18 protein-coding genes are annotated in these 22,964 nt (G+C 36.8%); 3 read left to right on the top strand and 15 right to left on the bottom strand.

The genetic code is table 11. The annotated features are described in order from the left end of the window. Positions 1-7: 7 nt before the first annotated feature. The 5 genes from VCHSUH03_RS01095 to VCHSUH03_RS01115 all read right to left on the bottom strand — a co-directional run bounded on the left by VCHSUH03_RS01095 (position 8) and on the right by VCHSUH03_RS01115 (position 3,337). Entirely contained in the window at positions 8-361 is a 354-nt protein-coding gene (locus tag VCHSUH03_RS01095) for a Spx/MgsR family RNA polymerase-binding regulatory protein (protein ID WP_105093751.1), read from the bottom strand. A 76-nt stretch (positions 362-437) separates the two neighbouring features. Further along, entirely contained in the window at positions 438-752 is a 315-nt protein-coding gene (locus VCHSUH03_RS01100) for a HigA family addiction module antitoxin (RefSeq protein ID WP_105093752.1), read from the bottom strand. Positions 753-1,150: 398 nt separating this feature from the next. Further along, on the bottom strand, positions 1,151-1,867 hold the full coding sequence (locus VCHSUH03_RS01105) for a DUF554 domain-containing protein (RefSeq protein ID WP_105093753.1): 717 nt from the start codon (positions 1,865-1,867) through the stop codon (positions 1,151-1,153). 427 nt (positions 1,868-2,294) lie between these two features. Continuing rightward, on the bottom strand, positions 2,295-2,894 hold the full coding sequence (locus VCHSUH03_RS01110; RefSeq protein WP_105093754.1) for a DNA-3-methyladenine glycosylase I: 600 nt from the start codon (positions 2,892-2,894) through the stop codon (positions 2,295-2,297). Further along, positions 2,894-3,337, bottom strand: coding sequence for a hypothetical protein (locus tag VCHSUH03_RS01115; RefSeq protein ID WP_105086083.1), 444 nt, complete (start codon positions 3,335-3,337; stop codon positions 2,894-2,896). The genes VCHSUH03_RS01110 and VCHSUH03_RS01115 overlap by 1 nt, the downstream gene beginning before the upstream one ends. Before the next feature lie 545 nt (positions 3,338-3,882). Here VCHSUH03_RS01115 and VCHSUH03_RS01120 point away from each other — a divergent pair. Next, positions 3,883-5,232 carry a hypothetical protein gene (locus VCHSUH03_RS01120; protein WP_105093755.1) on the top strand — a complete coding sequence of 450 codons (1,350 nt, stop codon included), beginning with the start codon at positions 3,883-3,885 and terminating at the stop codon, positions 5,230-5,232. 154 nt (positions 5,233-5,386) lie between these two features. Here VCHSUH03_RS01120 and VCHSUH03_RS01125 read toward each other — a convergent pair whose 3' ends face one another. The 6 genes from VCHSUH03_RS01125 to VCHSUH03_RS01170 all read right to left on the bottom strand — a co-directional run bounded on the left by VCHSUH03_RS01125 (position 5,387) and on the right by VCHSUH03_RS01170 (position 13,870). After that, a complete protein-coding gene (locus VCHSUH03_RS01125) occupies positions 5,387-5,923 on the bottom strand; it encodes a flavin reductase (RefSeq protein ID WP_105093756.1) in 537 nt (178 codons plus the stop codon). A 21-nt stretch (positions 5,924-5,944) separates the two neighbouring features. After that, entirely contained in the window at positions 5,945-6,526 is a 582-nt protein-coding gene (locus tag VCHSUH03_RS01130) for a hypothetical protein (protein WP_105093757.1), read from the bottom strand. 1,146 nt (positions 6,527-7,672) lie between these two features. Next, positions 7,673-8,893 (bottom strand): hypothetical protein, encoded by a 1,221-nt coding sequence (locus VCHSUH03_RS01140; protein WP_105093759.1) that lies wholly within the window; start codon positions 8,891-8,893, stop codon positions 7,673-7,675. 2,534 nt (positions 8,894-11,427) lie between these two features. Then, complete coding sequence (locus tag VCHSUH03_RS01160; protein ID WP_105093760.1) at positions 11,428-11,997, bottom strand: hypothetical protein; 570 nt, start codon at positions 11,995-11,997, stop codon at positions 11,428-11,430. Between the two features lie 8 nt (positions 11,998-12,005). Then, positions 12,006-12,578, bottom strand: a complete 573-nt coding sequence (locus VCHSUH03_RS01165) for a hypothetical protein (protein WP_105093761.1) — start codon at positions 12,576-12,578, stop codon at positions 12,006-12,008. 35 nt (positions 12,579-12,613) lie between these two features. Beyond that, positions 12,614-13,870, bottom strand: coding sequence for a hypothetical protein (locus VCHSUH03_RS01170; protein ID WP_105093762.1), 1,257 nt, complete (start codon positions 13,868-13,870; stop codon positions 12,614-12,616). Between the two features lie 552 nt (positions 13,871-14,422). Between VCHSUH03_RS01170 and VCHSUH03_RS01175 the strand changes: the two genes are divergently transcribed. Continuing rightward, the gene (locus tag VCHSUH03_RS01175) at positions 14,423-15,838 is read left to right on the top strand and encodes a sodium:solute symporter family protein (RefSeq protein ID WP_105093763.1); all 1,416 of its coding nucleotides are present in this window, start codon (positions 14,423-14,425) and stop codon (positions 15,836-15,838) included. 334 nt (positions 15,839-16,172) lie between these two features. On the opposite strand, the gene VCHSUH03_RS01180 is transcribed toward VCHSUH03_RS01175, so the two are convergent. The 3 genes from VCHSUH03_RS01180 to bamE form a co-directional block, all read right to left on the bottom strand. Then, a complete protein-coding gene (locus VCHSUH03_RS01180) occupies positions 16,173-17,414 on the bottom strand; it encodes a hypothetical protein (RefSeq protein WP_105093764.1) in 1,242 nt (413 codons plus the stop codon). A gap of 137 nt (positions 17,415-17,551) precedes the next feature. After that, positions 17,552-18,739 carry a YadA-like family protein gene (locus VCHSUH03_RS01185; RefSeq protein ID WP_241567116.1) on the bottom strand — a complete coding sequence of 396 codons (1,188 nt, stop codon included), beginning with the start codon at positions 18,737-18,739 and terminating at the stop codon, positions 17,552-17,554. A gap of 86 nt (positions 18,740-18,825) precedes the next feature. Next, entirely contained in the window at positions 18,826-19,554 is a 729-nt protein-coding gene (gene bamE, locus VCHSUH03_RS01190) for an outer membrane protein assembly factor BamE domain-containing protein (RefSeq protein ID WP_105093765.1), read from the bottom strand. A gap of 361 nt (positions 19,555-19,915) precedes the next feature. On the opposite strand from bamE, the gene VCHSUH03_RS01195 reads away from it, so the two are divergent. Then, positions 19,916-21,637: a DUF262 domain-containing protein gene (locus VCHSUH03_RS01195; protein ID WP_105093766.1), complete on the top strand. Its 1,722-nt coding sequence runs from the start codon at positions 19,916-19,918 to the stop codon at positions 21,635-21,637. A 77-nt stretch (positions 21,638-21,714) separates the two neighbouring features. Here the strand turns inward: VCHSUH03_RS01195 and dcm are convergent, their stop codons facing one another. After that, the gene (gene dcm, locus VCHSUH03_RS01200) at positions 21,715-22,953 is read right to left on the bottom strand and encodes a DNA (cytosine-5-)-methyltransferase (RefSeq protein ID WP_105093767.1); all 1,239 of its coding nucleotides are present in this window, start codon (positions 22,951-22,953) and stop codon (positions 21,715-21,717) included. Between the last annotated feature and the right edge of the window lie 11 nt (positions 22,954-22,964).

Raw genomic sequence — 22,964 nt, forward strand, 5'->3', positions numbered from 1 at the left:
TATAAAATTAGAGCTTCAACGCCTCAATCCATTCTGCTTCTTTAAAGCCCACTAGAACTTTGTCTTTAAGAACCAAGATAGGACGTTTTACTAACATGCCATTAGATGCTAATAAAGCTACTTTTTCTTCTTCGCTAAGGTTTGGTAATTTATCCTTTAATTGCTGTTCACGGTAGATCATACCAGACGTATTAAAGAATGCTTTCAAATCTTTACCAGATTGTGGATACCAAGCAGCGATTTCTTCTGCTGTAGGGTTTTCAGATTTAATATCACGATCTGTGTATTTAATATTATGATCATCTAAGAATTTCTTTGCTTTTTTGCATGTTGTGCATTTAGGATATTCAACGAATAACATAGCGTCTCCTTATAGTAATACATAATGTTCTAACGATTTATTTATAAAATAAGTGTACCAAATATATCGAAAATTATCAATCAGCAGTAGATTGAGTTGTGATACATATAATATTTTCTAAATCAGCTTGCAGTCCCTCAGTGTCCTCTGCTTCAAGCAAATCTAAATCCATCTGCAATCTTAAGAAAAAACCTTTAGACATGCCAAAATATTTACACAATCGTAAATCTGTATCTGCCGTAATTTTTCGTTTATCTTGAAGAATTTCTTGTATTCGTGATACAGGAACCATAATATCCTTCGCAACACGGTACGCACTTAGCCCCAATGGTTGCATAAATTCTTCACGTAGAACCTCACTCATTTTAGGTACTGGGATTAGTTCCTTCATACTTATATCTCCTTAAATCCGATAATCATAGAATCTCTCCTTTGATTATACCTGTTAAACAGGTATAATTCAATAATATCTACCTGAATAACAGGTAGATTGGGATTAGAATTATTCTGCTTGCGATTTTGGTAAAAGATTTCTAGGTAATACCAGTCAAATCCTACTTTGGCAGTGACTCTATTGGTCACCTATTTCGGAACGTAAGGATCTATATCTATCAACTTAATTGAGTTGAGGAATATCATTAACTTGATTGAGTGGAGAAATATCATAAGTTATTTTATTACAAAATAATTTCAGAAAATAAAAAGACCTATATCCTCCACCTCATGTACAAGGTACATATCAAAGGTTTAGAGGATATAGGTTTCTTATAATGCTATTTATAGTATGATTTACAGCAAGAATGTTAAGCCCATAGCCACAAAGATGGCTGGCAATAGGTTAGCAATACGGATTTTACCAGGCCAGATGAGGTCAATACCGACACAGAAGATCAGAATAGATCCCACGTAGGACAGGTTATCGATAGCACTTGGCGTCATTAGAGGCGCAGCGATGTGAGCCATAGCTGTAATAATCCATTGGGTAATCCCCACAGGAATAAAGGAGAACAATGCGCCCTTGCCCATAGAGGACACCATAACCATAACGATGATGCCGTCGAGGATGCCTTTCAACAATAGCGTTTGATAGTTACCCGTCAAGCCGTCTTGAATAGAGCCTAGTACGCCCATGGCGCCCACGGTAAACGTAAGGGATGCTGTGATAAAAGCGTGCGTAAACTGCGGATCACCAGTGTTACCAGTTTTTGCTTTCACCCAGTCACCAAAAACAGTAATCCAACGGTTAAGGTCGATAAGCTCGCCAATTACAGCGCCTGCCACCATGCTAATAATCATGAGCATAGGCCCCGTCGTTTGCAGCATGCCGTTTACAATAACTAGCATATACTGCATAGCGCCGCTCATCCCAAGAAGGAGAACGATAATGCCGCTCACCATCATGAGCGTCTGTTTCAAATTTTCTTTCATAAACCGACCAAATGCGAGGCCGCACAAGCTGCCGGCTATGATGAGGCCAATGTTAATGGCCGTGCCCAAACCAATCATATATTTCCCTTTCTAAATTGTGAAAGTAAATGCTTATTTCATCATCAGTATACCAACTACATCGAAATAAATCAATTTGTCATGATATACAATCTAACATTCCGATATATAGCAAAAAGCCCCTATCCAGTTAAGGATAGAGGCTTCATGTTATTTTATAGCGTTGAGAGAGAAGTATATGAGAGACCCGCTTTGGAGAGAGAGAATATATGTGTTTGTATATAAAGCGGGCCGACATATGATGGAACGCTATCTTTCCATCGACTATAGTATACACCTTAAGGTGCGGTTTAACACAAATTCAACTTTGTAAAATGAATTATGTATAAAAACTATTGTTAACTAATCATTATATGAATACGTTACAACAGACATTGAAAAGCAAGTAAAGAAATATAACGCTAAATACAGAATAATAAGAACTATATTAATTCTCACCATCCACAGGTAGTCGAATAATATCAGCATTTGCATTAATATCGTCAAAACAAGGACAGTCCTTGCCGTGATCGTTGATGAGACCACTAGCTTGCAGGTGGGAATAGATGGTAACAGGGCCTACAAACTTAAAACCTCGTTTCTTTAGGTCCTTACTAATCCGCGTGGACAAGCCATTCTTCGCAGGTATATTTCCATCAGGGTGGCTTTCATAAATAATAGTTTTATTGTCTGTAAAAGCCCAGATATAGTTGCAAAACGAACCAAATTTATCTTGAATATCTTTAAAAGCAGAAGCATTATTGATGATAGCCTCAATTTTAGGTCGAGACTTGAGCATACCCTCGGTCTGCAAGATTCGCTCTACGTCGCTTTCACCATAACTAGCAACCATATCAATATCAAAATGATCAAAGCAGCCTCGGATAATATCTCGTTTATTCAAAATCGTAAGCCAGCTGAGGCCACATTGAAGACTTTCAAGACAGAGATGTTCAAACTGCAACCGATCATCATGAATAGGCCGCCCCCACTCATGATCGTGATAGGCCTGATACAAAGGCGTAGTAGGCCACTCGCAAGTCGCCATCACACACCTCCATGTGCCCACACGAGGACATCATACATGAGAGCCACTACGAGGCCCATCACGAGATGACCACCTACGTAGAGCGGGATTAGCAAATAGATAAATAACAATAGGGAATGTAAGGTTTTGCGTAACCATACAATCGGCGTAGATGTACCGCCGCCAACCTTGCCATCTAGCCAATTGTGAACGATGTAGATAGGCGTACCTAAACGATGAATCCAATTAGGAAGTCGCTTACCAGGATTTAAGCTAGGGCAATATAAAATGACCAATGGTAACGCCACCGCATCAAGAATGAGCAGCATCGTTAAGGTCAAGGAGAATAAATCTATTTCGCCTTCCCACGTCACTGGATGTGCTATAAAGCGGAGGGCCCACAAATAGGCTTTATATACGATATACGGTTCTAATAGCCATAATAAGGGCTTCACTACACTCATGGGACTACCTATACCAAACACAAAATAAGAAAACTACGCATTCGCGTAGTTGTTTTTAATACTATTATTATATCAGATTTTGACCTTTTTGTGGGGTTAAAATTCACAAAATTTTGCTAAAATATACAATTTATAGTAGTTCTCACTGAAGGAACCCACTATATAAGCTATCCCTCACTATCGACTCATATATACTAATTTTTCATCAAAATTATGACTTATTTTGATAAATCCCTTAGAAAAATGCGGCATACAAAGTAACATAAAAACCAAAATAAAGAACTAAAATTAAAACTAAGAATTTGTATCAATATTATGTGGCATTTTATGTCCATGCCCTATGTTATTATAAATACAGGTAGTAAATACCGTCTCACTTTCTACGTTAAACAACGGCAAAAAAGGCAGCCAATAGGGGCTGCCTTTTTTGTATTCCACATACAACTTAAAAATATAGTCATTTAGTTATATAATTATACTTAACAACTTAACCTATGGATTACACAAGATCAATAGATATGAGAGTATAAACGGGAGATACTACCATGACCAAACTACCACTATTAGCGGGTATTTTCATGATGAGCACTATCTTATCATCAGTAGGAGCCATCAATGTTAATATTCCTGGTGCAGATTCGAAGATTCCAAAGGATGCCTACATAAATTACAAAACTACGAATCCTGATATTGAAAAGGATGTAGCAAACTATGTAGAAACACTCAAAGCAACGGACAAAACTAAAGGTATTAACAAAAGCGAAATGGAGTACGCTAAAGCTGCCTCTATCTATCGCGGTCAACATTACCATAATACGATCATTTCCGTTCATGACAAATACAACCAAATCCGGCTTTCATTCCCCGTAGCGGGCATAAAAAGTGATTATAATATAGGGCGTTACAAAAGTCCAAGTCGAACCATTGAGGACTATCGAGTGTTTACCGATAATGGAAGTCTCAATTTAGAAATTGACTATGCTGATTACAAAGACTATGACTGGCGTAACACAAAAATAGCTTATGAAAAACTAACTGACAAGAATGTACGTGATTTCTTTCAAGACATGGCAAAACATAATCCAGCAAAACACATTTCTGATATAAAGGGTACTGTATTTTCATATCCTACTGTTACCTACAGCACTTGGGATAGCATGAAGATGCCACACCTTGAAAACGGTAAAAAAACAACTCTTACCATCGACACAATCAATTTTAAATTTAAGGGCTATAACATGCGTCATCCCTTATATCACGCAGGGTTTGTCTATTATGATAACAACCCCGTTCTGAACAAAGTTCCTACAGATAAATTATTGGCTAATTATGTGCTTCCTTCTGTGCAAAACCTAAATGAATTAAATCAATATTCACGCATAGAAAACTTAAATGGTATACAATACCGCGTACCAAAAGACGCCATATACGAAGGTCAAAGTAAGGGCTCCGACCACCAAGATATTAGACACTACAAAAAAGGGAACATAATATTCTTTGTTTCTACTGACAATGTTCCTAAGAACCCATATGCGCATGAACTTGTTGTAAATGGTCATTACGATTTTAAAACGGAGTTAAATACGTCCTGGGATATTTACTATTCCTACCCAACATCGGATTATATTAATTATGCCGTTATATGGAATAATAATATTCCTGGGCTATCCACACACATCTATAAACCCCATAAAGATGATCACATCCTAACCTTTTACTCCTATGATGGAACCTATAGTTTTATCTATACCATCTTTTATCCAAGTTTTTTAAATACTGAGGAAGTTCAAAAATTACGGAATATGATTGAGTTTTTTGAGTCTACCAATAATCCTAACTTTAAACTGAAAGAGCATGTTCTATTCCCAGATACAGAGGGGAGCCATGCCCATTAAAACATCGTTCAAAATCAACCTAATAGTATCAGAGGTGTAAACCAAACAGCCAGTACTGCAAATCGCAATACTGGCTGCTTTTCTCTCTCTATTTCTTTTTAGAAATAGGTTTACCTACACATATAGATATAATATAAATAAACCTTATATAAGATTAGCCCTCTATAGCCTCAAGTACTTCGCCGATGTACATATAGTGCGGTTCCCAGCGATCTTTGCCAGCTTGAGTATACACAGCCGGATTCGCTGCATAATATTCCTTTACGCTATCTGCCAAATGAGCTTCATCAAATTGATGTTCATACAGTTTTTTACATACAAATGTTAAATCTGCTTCTTTGAAAGTCACACCGTTCCCTGCCGCCACTGGTGTTAGCCCAGAGTTAGCCACCTTATCTTCGTTGCGACCAGAATGAGAACCTAAATAACCAAGGGCCTTGCGATGGCTTTCAGGGAAGAAACTAACAGTAAAGGTATCGTATTTTGCCATGAATTCTTGGGTATAACGAGCTGGGTGGATATACACTGTCACCGTAGAAATATCGCCACCATTAGGGCCCCATACGTTGCCCATGCTACCCCAACTAACGGTACACGTATTAAAATCCTCAAGTGTACCTGCTGTAACCAGCGCCCAACGATCCTCGAACATAGTAAATGCCTTATAATCCTTCGTTTCAAATGGTTTCATAAGAACCTCCGCACATAGAATTTACTTAACAATAACCTCATCAAAATGTTCTTTATATACTTCATAATACACCGCATCAGCGATATCGTAAAACTCTTTATTTAGAGAATCTTTCACAACAGGTCTGCGCAGGAAGGCCCCTCGATGGATAGGCCAAGGCGTTCCATCAAAGCCAAAGCGGCTGATTTCCTCTTCATCGCGCATAATCCCTGGATTAGACCACATATCGTTATTCATATTCGCATCAGTATTAATCGCCATTGTCCCTTGCTGTTGCGCCCGATAGGCCTTGCTAGCTGCTGAATTGCTACTATCATAGGTGAAAGTCATGTCCTTAACGGTAATCACTTTCTCATCATTCCATTGATACGCTTTATATACAGTCGCCTTAATCGTATAAATAGGCGGCTCAAAACCGATTACTTTCACCGTATTCACATCAATATAGGACGCGCCACGCTCGTCTACATTAGGAATATCTGACACAAACTGAGACACCTGCTTGAACTGCGGCTGAGACGTGAGCTCCTCAATCGTGATTGCTTGGGCTGGGATGGTGAAAGCCAGCATAAGCTCTAGCGTTATTAAAAATCGATGTAACATATATCCTCTCATATTTCTAAACTTTTACAAAATAAAAAACACAACCTTATAAGCATAAGTATACTATGCAAATAAGACTGTGCCTATTACCTATTATTTATAAGTGTATATTTTAGAATGTAAAGGGATTATCTCTATTAGTACTTATAATGTTTATCTTAATTTGACGATATATATCTTTAACTCTATAATATAAGTAGATAGTCAGACGAGTAGTTGCGTCAGGCTCATCTCGAAAATCAAAATACTTAGGAAATGGCCTTTCTGTTTACTTAGCTACCATGCGGTAACGGAGGGCTATTTGTCTTTTGTGAGACAAATAAGCGCTATTAAGGCTCCAAAAGCAATGACAACAGCCAGTACTTGTAAGAGGAGCATGATTATTTCATAATCACTCATAGACTTATCCCTCCCTTCAAAAACGAAGAGAGGCCCAACCTCGTCCAACTATCCTAAGTCTATTATAGAACGAACTAATATACGATACAACAAGCATTGCATTATATAGATATATGAATAAACTAATAAAAGCTGAGCAACTTAATCAACATAGTAGCTCAGCTTTTTAGTTAATTTAATGTTTGATAGAATACTAATAATCTATCAATGGAATGCTTAAAACAGTAGAGACAGCAATTAAGATATACACTACAAGACATAGCTTTAACAAAAGCAGTAAACTACCAAATAGAACTTTATAGATAGGTGCTTCTTGTTTCTTGGATCGTATCCAATCTTTAATTTCATAATATATTTTTGGTTTATTAAAAGCTGGCGGTAATCGCTTACACCATAAAACAAGCCACAGAATACAACATATATTACTAAAGAGAAAGAATAGAAATAGACCGAAATGCTCCAATGAATATACTTTTAATACATAAATATTATAGAGTAGCTGAGTAAACGTCTCTACAAAGTTAATCCATAGATAGACAAGATAAGCCTTAAGCAAAAGCACTAATATATTTTTGATGTACTTGAGTTTACTCATTGCCTCTCTCCTATCTAATACCATAAAAACTTTAACACTAAAGTTCTTATTGAGTTAATATTTCAATCCATTTTATATACCACGGATTAAAGATTGGATCCGCATCAAACTGCTTTTTAGGCATTTTCACTAATATGGAAATAATTTTCGTATTACATTCTTTCTTGACTTTGAATGCGAATTACTTTATTTCTCAATGTTTCAATATTTGCAAAGTCAGAATATTCTACTGTATTACGCAATTGAATATGAGAATATGGTATAGCTCCATCAGTATAAACTAAACTCATAATATATACATTCTTGTCATCTCGTAAAAATCGATGCATTAAAGACTTTTTGCCTGGTTGATAGTTATCTACCAAAAAACTAGGAACACCATTATTCCAAACAGATGCTGATTGGATAGATACATCACCTATAATTTGACTTTCTGGCTTTACTTCTGAAATTTCGTTAATAAAAGAATACATATATTTATCATCTACTTTTACAGGCTTCTTAGCCACAATAAGTCGCATACCTAATCCACTATAGTCTCTCATTTCGGCAGAGTCCTTTAACGATTTCTGTCCTATTAGTGTAAGTCCTTTAGGAATACGATATATGAGATTATCCCAGTTGACACTTTCACTATAATGATCCATATCATCTAAAGAGCGAATCGATGGAATCACATAATTACTCATAACGCGCTCTAGCTTATCGGTAACCGGCTGATTTTTGTAGCTAAGCCCTATCATATACTCTTTATTTGGTTGACTATCTAAGCCAACTACGGCAACCATAGCAGGCGTATTTTCACCAAAAGACTCTGTTTCAATAGCCCATTTGCCATGTGAAATACCAGGATATATGAATTCCCCTTTTCGCTCTGATTTTAGTTTACGTAAAGCATCATCATAATTCGGCTTCGTGCCGATTGCAAAAAACATGGAATTCTCTCTTACAATAGATAACCGTTCACCATCACTGCGTTTTGGATAATATTTACTTGCTAATAGTAGTCCAGGAACAGATGCTCGGATGTTAGTACGATCATCATGCAACAACACAACAGCAGATTCATTAACAAGTAAATCCATCATCTTTTCAGAATCGCTTGCTATCTGATTAACTTCATCTCGTGTTAGACCCCAGTCAGTTGCATACATTTCCATACGCTTTTCAGATTTAGAATGTAACTCTATAACATCACTAGCCCTTACATTGCTCAAACTACCGGTCCGATAATTCTCATACGCATTGGCCGGAATACTCGCATCAGCCCCTGGCATAGGCGGCTGTCCAGCTGGGACTTCGATCTGCACAGCGCTTACATTCAAGGTGAAAGCAGCCGCTAATGCCATCACGACTATACTTTTACGTAACATAAAAACCTCTCTAAATTTACAACATAAAATAAGCACAACCTTATTAGCATAAGTATACTATGCAAATAAGACTGTGCCTATTATTTATAAATTTATATTTAAGTGTTTATTCTATTCATCTAAATCAGATATGTAAGATATTTAAATAAATAGAGTTCGGAAATAAAATATGTAATGAAATATAGCATATATAAAGTAAGGAGTTAATGCAAGCAACGTTCCAATGGCAATAATAATATATACCAAAAGACACAATGCTAGTAAAACCAGCAGACTATTAATGATGACTTTATAAATCAGGCTCTGCTCTTTCTTAGATCGTATCCACCCTTTAGCCCTATAATATATTTTGGGTTTATTAAAGGCTAGTGGTAACCGTTTACACCATAGAACAAGCCAAGGAATAAGAAGGATATTACCAAATAGAAAAATCATATTTAAATCATAACTTCCTAAAGGGTATAAGTACGGCGTTAAATTATGGTTCTGTAAGCTATGAATAACCCCCTCTATGGAGCCGATCCATATAGAAACGAGCAAATACTTAACGTAAAGTACTAGTATAATTTTAAAAATGTATTTAAATGTACTCATTCGCTATTCTCTATCTAATCATATACATAGTAAAAGTAACTTAATAGCACAAGTATACTATGTAACCGAGACCGTGCCTATTATTTATCATTTATATTTTAGATTATATAGGAGTTATCTCTAATTAGTATGTATAAGGTTTATCTCTGTTTGACGATATAATATAACTTTACTATAATATAAGAAGATAGTCAGACGAGTCGTAACGTCAGGCTCATCTCTAGTTACAAAAAAGCATGAAGAAATGGCCTTTTCGTTTTATCTAATTTCCGAAGAAACGAAGGGCTATTTTGCTATTTCTAGACAAATAAGTGCCACAAGTGCTCCAAAGGATATCATGACTGATAAAATCCGAGTTGCTCAGAACGATGAGTAGCTCGGCTTTCAGATTCTTAAATAACTAGAGAAGCAATAAGATATAGTATGCCAAATAAAAATGGAGTGCTTACAGCAATACAGTAACCAAGTAAAATAGCAAGATAAACCACTAAATATACTTTTACCAGAATGCCTAAGCAGAGAAAAATAACCTTATAAGTAAATGCCTCTTCTTTCTTGGCACAGATCCACTCTTTAGCCCTATAGTATAATTGGGGTTTATTAAAGGCTGGTGGTAATCGTTTACACCATAATACAAGCCAGGGAATACAGCATATATTACCCAATAAGAGAATTATATATAATTTTAAGTCCCCCAGTGAATAGGGCTCTAATGCAGGATTATATGACATTGTAGAAAAAAGACCTACGGAAATCCCCCACATAATAACAAGCAAAAGCTTGAAATAAAGCACTAGTATAGTTTTAATGACGTATATAACTTTACCCACTGAATCTAACCAATTTTTAAGCAATCTAAAAAACACAACCGTATTAGCATAAGTATACTATTCAAACAAGGTCATGCCTATTATTAATAATTTTATACTTTAGTATATAGGCTTTATTTCCAATTAATATTTTCAAGATTGATATTTATAAGATTTATCTCCATTTGACGATATATATCTTTGTCCCTATAATATAGATAGATAGTCAGACGAGTCGTGACGTCAGGCTCATCTCTAAATCAGAAAAAATTAGGAAATGGCCTTTCTGTTTACTTAGCTACCATGCGGTAACGGAGGGCTATTTGCTTTTTGTAAGACAAATAAGCGCTATTAAGGCTCCAAAAGCAATGACAACAGCCAGTACTTGTAAGAGGAGCATGATTATTTCATAATCACTCATAGACTTATCCCTCCCTTCAAAAACGAAGAGAGGCCCAACCTCGTCCAACTATCCTAAGTCTATTATAGAACGAACTAATATGCGATACAATAAGCATTGTATTATATAAATATACGAATAAACTAATAAACGCCAAGCTATTTTTTAAATATGAATAGTTTGGCTTTTGTATTGTATAAATTAGTTAAGAGCGTATCAGAAATAAAATATATGTTTTCAAAAGCTTTCAAGAGCTAATGAAATATCAATCTAAGAATAATAAGCAGAGGCAGAACTAATATAACACCAGCCAAAATAAAACCAGCTAAAACAGCCATAGTGCCATACGTTATTAGACATAACTTTATTAAAAAATCTATACAACTATATATACACATACCCACGGTAGATTGTTCTTTTAAAGAAATGAACCATGCTTTCACTCTATAATACATTTTCGGTTTATCAAACACAGGATATAGTTTCTCATACCATAAAATTACCCATGGTAAAACCCAAATATTCCCAAAGCAAAAAATCAATACCGGCACATAATCTCTTAATGGATATGCTTCTAATACATATCGATCGTACAGTAATGTATAAATCCCCCAAATAGAGGCGCCCCAAATAAGTAAAAGTACAAACTTTAACAGAAACCCAAAAATAAGTTTAATCATTAATCTAAGTCTATCCTCGATTCTGACCATTCTAATACTATCAATAATTTATTATGTCTCATCGTCATAAGCTATACCATATGCTTTTTGATAGAGCAAATTAGGCAATTTATATTTTTCATCACCAAAATCAGCAGGTAGAATTATAGCATTTAGATTTTCTTTATATACACGTTGTTGGCGCATTTGTCCATCATTGTAAAAGGTGCCACTATCATTAACGGTTCCAGTGATACCTGAGTTCCCTTGTTTTGCACGCCAAATAGAGATATATGGAGTCTTATCACCTTGTTTGAAACTTTTATCATGAGCATTAATCAAATGGCGCAAAGAACGATCCATTTGGTAATCGTATTGTACTGAAAGTCCTTGAATCATATTCGCAGCAGGCATGGAAACATAAATGTTGGCTTCGATACGACGATGGCCATTTGGCGCCGTTACAGACTTAACAGATGAAAGATCCAAGTATTTTCCATCTCCTCTTCCAGAGTCAGCACTCGAATCGATGTGTTCAAATCGCTCTGAGTTTAATAAGTCAGCCTGTGATACAGCTTGTCCTTGCATCGGTACTATGAGGCACATTAATAACCATAGTGAAAGTAAATATATGCGTTTCATCATCCACCTCACTGTACCACAATATCATCAAAATGATTCTGATACACGGACATAAACATAGCATCCGCTATATCATACATAATAGTATTATTGCGATTAAGTGGGAACTTACGCGTATCGTTTACATAATGCATTGGCTTTGTCGCCCCATCAAAGGTATACTTCGCTACATCTACCTCCGTCATAGCCAAACCAGACTTACTTTCACTAGCCTCAATCAAAGCCATCATAGATGGACTCGGATTCATTATACGAGACGAATGAATAAGGGTCGCTAACGAATAGTTTGTATCATAATCCACGGTGAGCTGTCTCTCATCGATGGTAGATTGATAAGATGTATCCATCACTACATAGTAGGTCCCACGCAAGGAATACTGTGGCGGTGCATAGCGAAGGGCTTCAATAGAATAGGTGTTCAAATAGATATACAACCCACCACTCTCCATAGGACCATTCATCGATCGAGTATGAACTAACTTAAACTGTGGTGATGTCTTCAACTCCTGATAGGTGATTGCCTCTGTGGGCATGGTGAAAGCCAGCAACACAAGGGCTAGCATCAAAATACGTTGAACCATAAAAACCTCTCTCAAACTAAATAGTCAAATACAGCTTATTTACTTAACAGCTTAACCCATTCCATATACCATGGAATAAAGATTGAGCTATTTTCAAGCCTCTCCTTATATGTTCCTTCTTCTCGCCATTGTGGCTCTTTTCGTAATCTTGCCGCATCATCAAAGCCTACGTATTCGATCATATCTCTTAGCTGCTTATGTGTATAAGATGTTTTACTTTCATCATAATTAATACGATAACTGTAAACATATACAGAATCTCTCACAACATGACGCAGATAGGATTCACTATTAGGCTTATAGGCATCAACCAAAGAACCTGCAATCCCATTATTCCATACTACTGCGTATTGTGTGGGTGTTTCTAAATCACCATATTTATGTAAAAAATATAGTATTGGGATCTTAATTATCGTTACATCTTTCTTTTTGTCCTTGATTGAGCTACGTATTACCCTGATTTTAGCCCCTGTATCTTCATATAGTCTCACATCATACACTCCATCTTCAACAGCTTCACTGATCAACTTAGCCGTTTTGGGAATACGATAGCTATAATTTCCCCAATGCTCAATTTGACTATAATTATCCAAGCTAGATAAAGACTCTATGGATGGAATAATATATTTACTCATCACCACCTCAGGTGCTTTATCTTGATATGGATCTTCTGTATTAACCCATCCACCATAAGTAACTCCATACGTTGTCTTTGTACCATCCGGAGTAAACTCCGTATACATTATGCGAGAATTGTTTGACATGAACTTCCAAGATGCATTCCTCAACCCTGGATAATTATATTTTCCTTCACCTTCAGCATATTTACTAAGCTCTTTCCCATGAGGTGGTCCTACTACTAAAAATGTACTGAGACTTTGAACGGCAAATAACGGCCCTTTCCCAGCCTCTGTTTCTACAACATCACCACGGAAGCTAACATTTGGAACGGATAATCTGATATTCTTATCCCCTTCATGAATCAATACAACTGTAGACTGCGAATAATCTGCAAGCTCCAAAGCCTTAGCAAAACCAGGATGTTCCGAATTTAGCTTATCGAAGGAAGATGGAGGATTTGTAGGCTTTGATTTTATAAATTGACTAAATGACTCTGCTTTTTTCTCCGCTACCTCATTAATATGACGATAATTCTCATACGCATTGGCAGGAATGCTCGCATCTGCTCCAGGCATAGGCGGCTGTCCGGCTGGCACTTCGATCTGTACAGCACTTACATTTATGGTGAAAGCAGTTGCTACTGCCATCATAATTACACTTTTACATAACATAAAACCCTCTCTTTTTCTTCTCTCACATTACAACAAAATAAGCACAACCTTATTAGCATAAGTATACTATGCAAACAAGGTCGTGCCTATTATTAATAATTTTATAATTTAGTATATAGGATTTACTTCTAATTGCTACTTATAAGATTGATATTTATAAGGTTTATCTCCATTTGACGATATATATCTTTATCCCTATAATATAAGTAGATAGTCAGACGAGTAGTTGCGTCAGGCTCATCTCTAAACTAAATGAAACATGTAGAAATGGCCTTTTCGTTTTATCTAATTTCCGAAGAAACGAAGGGCTATTTTGCTATTTCTAGACAAATAAGCGCCACAAGTGCTTCAAAGGAATGCATAGAAAAAGCCCGTATTAACGGGCTTTTTTTAGTTCCTAATATATATACATTCTCCAATATATCAAGAAACTCCTCTTTGTATTTTCTCCAGTTTTTATGGATAATTAAACTATACTTGATATATACACCGCAAGTAGTAAGGGTGATTTAGTATGTGTCTCTAACTAGTTTGTAGTTTAGGAGGTGGCATATGGACTCTTTAACTATTATATGGGTCATTGTTTGTGCCTATTTATTACTGAATTTATTGGTCGGCGTGTATTGTCATATTCGTGTAAAAGATAGTACTGACTATCTTCTCGCAGGTCGTCGTATTGGGGTTCTTATGACGGCAGGCACGTTAGCAGCTACGGAGATCGGTGGCGGGAGTACCGTTGGGGTAGCCGCGAAAGCGTATGGTTCTTGGGGTTTATCTGCAGGTTGGTACGTAGTTTCTGCAGGGATTGGGGTTATTCTCGTTGCATTCATCGCACCGCTTTTACGTCGTGCTATGGCAACAACAGTACCAGAGATCATCGGTCGTCGCTTCGGTGCGGCTAGTCATCTCATTACGTCTATTCTGTCCATGCTAGCAACGATTACACTAGCAGGCGTACAGATTACAGCGACAGCAACTATTATTAGCGTTCTCACCGGGCTTTCAACAGAGCTCGCCATCCTCATCTGCGGCGCGGTTCTCGTAATTTACACCATGTCCGGCGGCATGTGGAGCGTAACGATGACGGACGTTATCCATTTCTTCGTTCTCGTTGGGGGCTTCTCCCTCGCTGTACCGTTCGTATTGCACAATGTAGGCGGTTGGGAATCTGTTGTAACAAAATTGCCACCTGAACAGCTCGGCTTCACTAAGGTTGGTTGGAAAACCATCATCGGCCTCATTATCATGTACTTCATGACCTTCTCCACCGGCCAAGAATCCGTACAACGGTACTTCGCCGCAAAGGACGAGAAAACAGCCGTTCTTGGTTCCATCATTTGTGGTATTATCATGGCTCTATTTGCCTTCGTTCCTGCGGTGTTAGGTCTCGTAGCATTGGCTGAGTTCCCGAACATCGAAGCGAACAATGCGGTGGCAACGGTTGCCCTTAACCTCATGCCTCCAGTAATGGCGGGCTTCGTTATGGCAGCTGTCGTATCGGCCACGCTTTCATCAGGCGCAGGCGACCTATTAGGCGCCGCTACTGTATTTACCAAGGATATTGTGGAACATCATTTTGGTAAAAGCCTCACTGACTCTCAGCTCACAAATTATAGCCGTCTATGCGTGCTATTCCTCGGCATCATCGCCATCGTTATCTCTCTCGTAAGTAAAGCCATCATTCCGATGCTCGTATTTGCTTTCACCATGAGATCCGCTGGCCCATTCGCGGCATTCCTACTAGGCCTCACTTGGAAAAATGCAACAGCTGGCGCTGGCATTTGGTCCATCGTGCTCGGCTCTATCGCAGGCGTGTACTGGGAATTCGTGGGCAACCCATACGGCATTATGTCCATCATCTTCGGTTCTATTGTCAGCCTCATCGTCTTTGTGGCTGTGGTGTTCATTGAAAGATCCATGGGTAAACCACCGGCTCCACCGGCTATACCTGATGATTTAAAAGAATAACTAAAAAAAATAATGTAAGAGAACATTCTAAAAGAGTTCTCTAAAGAAAAAACTCCTATCGGCTAAGCTAATAGGAGTTTTCCTTATTTTACAAGACCTCAACACATTACGTATTATACACATTCATCACAATTTGACGATATATCATAACCTTACTATAATATAGATAGTCAGACGAGTAGCTACGTCAGGCTCATCTCGGAAAACAAAGAATCTTGAGAAATGGCCTTTCAGTTATCGAATCATCTAAGATAACGAAGGGCTATTTGTCTTTTGTGAGACAAATAAGCGCTATAGGCAATCCTATAAAGACCGTACCCAAAAGTACGGTCTTTTATATATCTTTTTTGCTTATTTCTTTATTTTTTTCTGTTTTGCTTCTTAACTCTTTAGCATTTTTAAAGTCTAAGTATTCCATCATATTGCGTAACTTTAGATGATTGTATTTAGCTTTATCATCTTTATATGTCAATACCATAACATAGGAGTATTCATCATCTTGTATCAAATGGAGTATACGTGATAGCTTACCAGGGTTGTATTGATCCATGATATAGGTAGGAATACCATTATTCAACACCATCGCAGATTGGATCGGTACATTTTGTAACAATAATTTAGAGGATCTATAGATAAGATCTTTAAAAACACGTTTAGGATATGCAACCATTGGATGATCTTTTCTCTGTATAGGACCTCTTGTTACAACCAGCCGCATGTCTGGCCCTACATATACACGACCTTCTGCATGTGGCCCCTCTTTCATTTCTGATTGTAACTGCATACCCTTAGGCAAACGATAGGTTACATTCCCCCATGTAACAGCATCACTTGTACGATCTACATCATCTATTGGCTGTAGCGATGGAATGACAAAGTTAGCCATTGTACGCTCTATCTTATCGGTAATTGGGTGATTTTTATGGCCAAGAATGGCCATATAATTGTGGTTCGGTTGTTTATCAAACGTAACAGCAGCCATCATTAAAGGTGTATTCTCACTAGAATATGTATCTGTTATACTCCAATACCCTTTCGTAATACCAGGGTAATTAAAAGCACCCTTTTGTTTTGCAGATTTATAAGCTGCATCATCTACAAAGCTTTCACTGGAACTAACAAGACCAGCAACAACACTACTTTCAGCAGCAAAAGAAGATACCTCATTTTTCTTATGAGCTTCTTTATAAAAACTTCTGGTTACAACAATAGGCACTGTCATTTTAGCCCGATGCTCACCTTCGTGCAGCAAGATAACCGTAGATTCATGAGAAGATATATCCATAGATTTATCATGTGCTTTCTTCCATCGTTCTGCTTCTTCGATACTTCTTTTATTCTCTTCTACCTGTTTATCTAACATTTCATATATGTGCTTGCGCGCTAAAATAATTGCACTCGCATTAGCATTCAGAGCTTCACCATAACGATAGTTCTGATATGCATTATCTGGAATACTTGCATCAGCTCCTGGCACAGGTGGTTGCCCTTCAGGAACAGTATACTGCGCCGCATCAATAGGCATGGTGAAAGCAAGTGCTATAGCCAAACCCAACAATGTACTTTTTAGTTTCATACAACACCTCTCAAACAATAATAGGCACGTTCTCTCATTAGTATAAGTATACTATATCCTCGAGAACATGCCTATGTATGGTCCAAGCGTAAAGCTTAGCTATTATATAACTTATGTGACTATTATAAATACTACAATTACTGTAATTTTTGTAACGCTGCTTTAATTTCGTTTACTTCAGCGCGTAGTTCGTCGTTGTCTGCGCGCAGTGATGCATTGTCGGCTTGTAGGTCTTTGATTTGTTTCGCCATTTCAAAGCGGCTTGTTTTAAGTGTCGGATCTTGTTCGCCCACCTTGAAAGAAGCACCGATGTTAAACATACTTTCACCACCAACGGTAACGCCAGCGTGAACCATGGAGTTTTCATTCGGCTGATAAGCCGCCCCGATAGCGCCAGCATTTGAGTTCTTGTAATGGCCTACACTTGTCGCAAAGGACCATTTATCGTTTGGATTATAGTCCAAATAATGGAGGCCCGCTAACGCCGCAGAGGCAGCGCCTACCTTAGAAACCTGATGATCCGTATAAGACTTGGCGTTGTTGAGCACCTTGTCACCAATGTTAACCGTGTTATTTTCGAGCGTAGAAATGCGATTCGTATTATTGTCCACCTGCGTTTTCACTTCGTGCAACTGACTACCGTTGATAGCGTCAGTAGACGTTTTAGATACATTGCCCTTAGACACATTTACAATCTTATTGTTCCCATTATCTAGGCCTTTGTCAGTGAGAGACACAGTTTTCTCATTGTCATGGTCCCCATCAGTAGTCGTGATGGTCACCCCTTTATAACCATAATTCGTATTGTATTCAATGCTCTCATCGTTATCAAAGTGCACAATCTTCGTACCATCTGTGCTGAGCTCGGATTTATCACCACTTTGTGTATTGGTCATGGTGAAAGTTTTAGGCTCCATTTGTGCCGTATATTTATTTTCTTTTCGGTCGAGAATCGCCAAGCCATAATCCTCCATCCAAACGAGCTCATGAGTGCCATTATACATATCAAAGTGACCAGCTCCAATATGAGCATGACGATCATCAGGATGACCCGCATTTGCTTCTACCGTATCACTAATAGATATACCATCAGACTCAATGCGAATACCATGGTTAATATCACCACCAGTACCTATAAACGTCCCTTGGTATGTAGGATAATTCGTCATCGAAATCTCATAGTTCGTAGAACCATCTGCATTCGTACTCCTATTAACTAACAAATTCTCACTATTCGCGGAAACAGTAGAATCTGCATGGACCGTTAAACCATTTGCACACAATACAGACAAAATACCTGCTAATACTAAACACTTCTTATTCATTGTAAATCCCCTTATATTTACAGCTGGAACCCTATCCATACAAACCCTATATTGCATGAACCAAATAATACACAACTATTGCTGTTTTAATTACTATAAACAGTTAATGAAACCTTATTGCTACCAAAGAATATGTATTCACCATGACCAATAGAGAATACACCTTGGAATGTATTCTTTGAAAGCTCAGATGGCATTCGATTAAATTGATAGAAGTTATAGTAGTCAATCATAGATGAATCGATACCCAATCCAGATTTGTCAAAATGAGCATTTTTACTAGTAAGCGTAATAACTGTAACCATATTATGATCAAGGCCAACACTAAGACCTAAATCCATATATTTTAATGTCTCACGTCCACGAACATCACTGGAACTTGGAGCACCAAGTAGATCAATTACCTGTTGTCGAGTCATTCCTAAATGCACTCCTCGAACAGATTCATAATGCTCCTTTTGCAAGCGATTAGTTAATTGGTTCTTTTTATTCATAATCAAGGTTCTATGCTCACCATTCCCCAACCACTCTAGATGAATAGCTTTTCTACCTTGAGCCTCCTGAATAATAAAAACACCTGCCCCAGGATAACCACCAACAAAATCAGCACCATCAACAATACGACAACCATTAATATATCCGTTAGAAATACTCAATACCTTATTGCCACTAGCATCATACCAATCACCGGCTACCTTTTGAGACGCATGAATAACTAAGTCTAATGGCATTTGAGCTGCATCAACTGTTAAGGCAAAAAATAGACACATAACACTAAAACACATACACACAAACAATCTCAATTTTGATTTCATGTTAAATCTCCCTAATCCACATATCTGTAGATATCAAACAAGAATTAATCGAATCTTATGATCCCAACAGTACAAAACATAACACATTATTTATCAACACTATACTACATACAGTTAAACAAATAATTATAAATATAAAACCCTTCCATAAAATGAATATAAAATGAACTGGTACTCGCATAGAATTTCCAAAGATAGCTGTAATTTAATGACCTATAAAATATAAAAGAAGACTGTTATAAAGCAGTCTCCTCTTTCTGTTTCTCTATTTTATACGCTGTCTCTTATAATATTTGATCTCTACCTAAAAGTATGATCTAATATTTATAAGAAAAGTATTTTTGTATACGGGGGTAGTAATATGGGGATTATTAACTCAAATCTAACAAAACTAGGTTCTTTTTTAGGGAACGAGAAGCTTTATATTCCAGAATATCAACGGGGCTACTCTTGGGAAGAGACTCAACTAGATGACTTTTGGCTAGACTTGGAACAAATTTACGAAGAAAATACACATGATGAACACTTTCTTGGACAGGTTGTAATTCACAAAAATAAGGAAGATGGTAAACGCTACATTATTGATGGTCAGCAACGTATCTCAACAACAATTATCTTCCTAGATATTCTACGTACAAAATTTAAAGAAATTGCCAATGCAACAAACAATAATGATGCAAATGACGACTCCGAAGATATTAATGCTAAATATATTGGCCGTATATCTGAAAGCAAGCGAGAGCAGTATTTATCTATGGGTGGTGTTGATAAAGAGTTCTTCTTTGAATATGTACAAAAACGTGGAGCCATTGATTATAGTGACAAAAAATTTGATAAAAAGAAACTTAAACCATCTAACTATAATATCTTCTATGCAAGTAAATTCTTTAATGGAAAGGTAAATGAATTTCTTAAAAATAATGACTCTAATCAATACAAAGCGCTAAATAAACTATATCAAGCCTTAATTAATCAATTTATTCTTATGACCGTTGAAACTGACGATATCAATGAAGCGTATATAATCTTTGAATCACTCAACGCTCGTGGTAAAGCACTAGAAACGGCAGACTTATTAAAGAATCATATCCTTCGCATGGCACAAAATGATTTACCTAGTGCTACTGAAACTTGGAATACTATTATTGATAATCTTGATAATATAGATCCAACAAAATTTATTCGCTACTATTGGAATAGTACAAAACGTTTTGCCCGAGAAAAAGATTTATTTAAAGCATTACGTACAGATATAACATCACAATCTGATGTGAATGCATTATTATCAAATCTACGCTCTCTATCTAAGGTGTGTGCAGCAATACTACACCCTGACGATAACAAAGACTTTGATTTAACAGAACTGAACGAACGTCTTATTGAGATGCAAAAATTAGATGCATCCTCATATATTCCTATAATCTTTGCCTTAAGATTACAGAACTACTCTGAAGAAGATATAAATGAGGTTTTAAAAGCAATAGAAACACTAGTAGTTCGTAACTTTGTTGTTTCTGGACTTGTAGCCAACAAATATGAGCTTGTATTTGCTCAAATTGCAAAAAGTATTAGCGATAAAGCTTGGCCACCTAATAGTGATAGTGCATCCAGCAAAAAGCCAACAAAAGATGATATCCTAAAAAAACTATATTCTCTTATGGTATCAGATGAGGAATTCATCAATAACTTCAGAATTTTCAACTCCAAGAAAAATGCAGTTATACGCTATTTACTTCGTAAAATTAATAACTTTGATATTAACGAAACAAAAATTGTGGATGACTCAAATCGTGTTCATGTTGAACATATCCTTCCTAAAAAGATTAATGATGAATGGATCAACTTCAATGATGAGGACCATGAAACATACCTATGGCGTTTAGGTAATTTAACTCTGCTAGGCCAAGAATATAATAATAGAGCTAAGAACAAAGGCTTTGATAAAAAGAAAGAAATCTATAAGAAGTCAGAAATCAAAATGACTCGTGACCTTGTCTCAATAGATGACTGGACTACACTCACAATTGTGAAACGCCAAGAAGACTTCGCTGAAATAGCACTAAAAATTTGGCCACGGAATTAATATTTCGATATCTGGCGTAAATTATATTGGTCAAAGATATACAAAAAGGAGCAACCTTATGGTTGCTCCTTTTAACTTTAACGATAAATGATTGATTTTAATTCATTAATTTGTTCAAAGATTTTTACTAGTACATCAACAACTATACTATTACCTGCAAGTCGTTCTAACCGCTCACGAGAGTATAATTTCTTATTTACTTGTATTTGCGGGTTATATTTCAATACTCTATTAAAATCAGCCTCATCAAATCCCATTAGAAGAAAGCATTCTCTAGGGGTTAGATTTCGATAAGGACTTCCACCCTCCCGATGCTCTGGGAACTCTAATATTCCAGCGTTAGGATGTCGATCTTGTTTCGTTGTTAACGTGCCAAGATATTCATTAAATCCAGTTGGCTTATTAAGTATATCATTCCCCTCATATATCTTACGTCGAGATGGCGTATCATTAGGATTAGAAATATTTGCCTCTTCTTTATAGATTGGATTAGAATAATCCATTCGTAAAAAACGCTCAAGTTTTTTAGGCTTTCTATGGTTATTTTTAGATGTTTCTTCTAAATCATTATCTTTAAAATATTGCTCCACTAAAGTTTGTACGTCTTTATTAGGTAATAAAACACTTACCATAAAAGTCCGTACACGTCGTTGCGGACTTCCAAAATTAGATGCATCCAATGTATAAACCTTATTAAAATATCCTAACCGTTCTAGTTGATTTTTCCAGTCATTGAAATTAGATGCATGTCTCTTGGAAAGAATGTTACTAACATTCTCCATCAATAGAAAGCGAGGTAAATCCTTATCATTATCATGTAACGATTCTAAAATCCGTTCAACTTCCCACAATAATCCTGAACGATTATTAGCATCCCGATCAATACCAGAATGATTGTTATGCCATGCTCCACCTATAGATAAATCCTGACAAGGAAAAGAGTACGTTAATACATCAATATCACTCGGGAAAGTAAGATGATCTACCTTTTGAATATCACCTAAGTTACGCGTTCTGTTATATGCAGCCCATATAACTTGGAGAGACTCCACCTTCCACATATTAAGAGAATTTCGTTTTACAGGGTTTTTACCATCAATACTTAGATTTAGTGGAATCAACTTATCTAAAAGCTCTTTTTTTGTAAGATTTTTATAAGGAGTAATGTCTGGCGCACCATTATGAATAAAATCATATGCAACAAAAGCTGATATATCCCATTCCAATATATTAACAACTTTATAGTCAATGCCTAATTTTTTTAATGCTTTAGCCTGACTGCCAATGCCACTAAAGGCTTCAACTACATTTAACATTAATACGACTC

The sequence above is a fragment of the Veillonella infantium genome, from assembly GCF_002959895.1.
Taxonomy (GTDB): domain Bacteria; phylum Bacillota; class Negativicutes; order Veillonellales; family Veillonellaceae; genus Veillonella; species Veillonella infantium.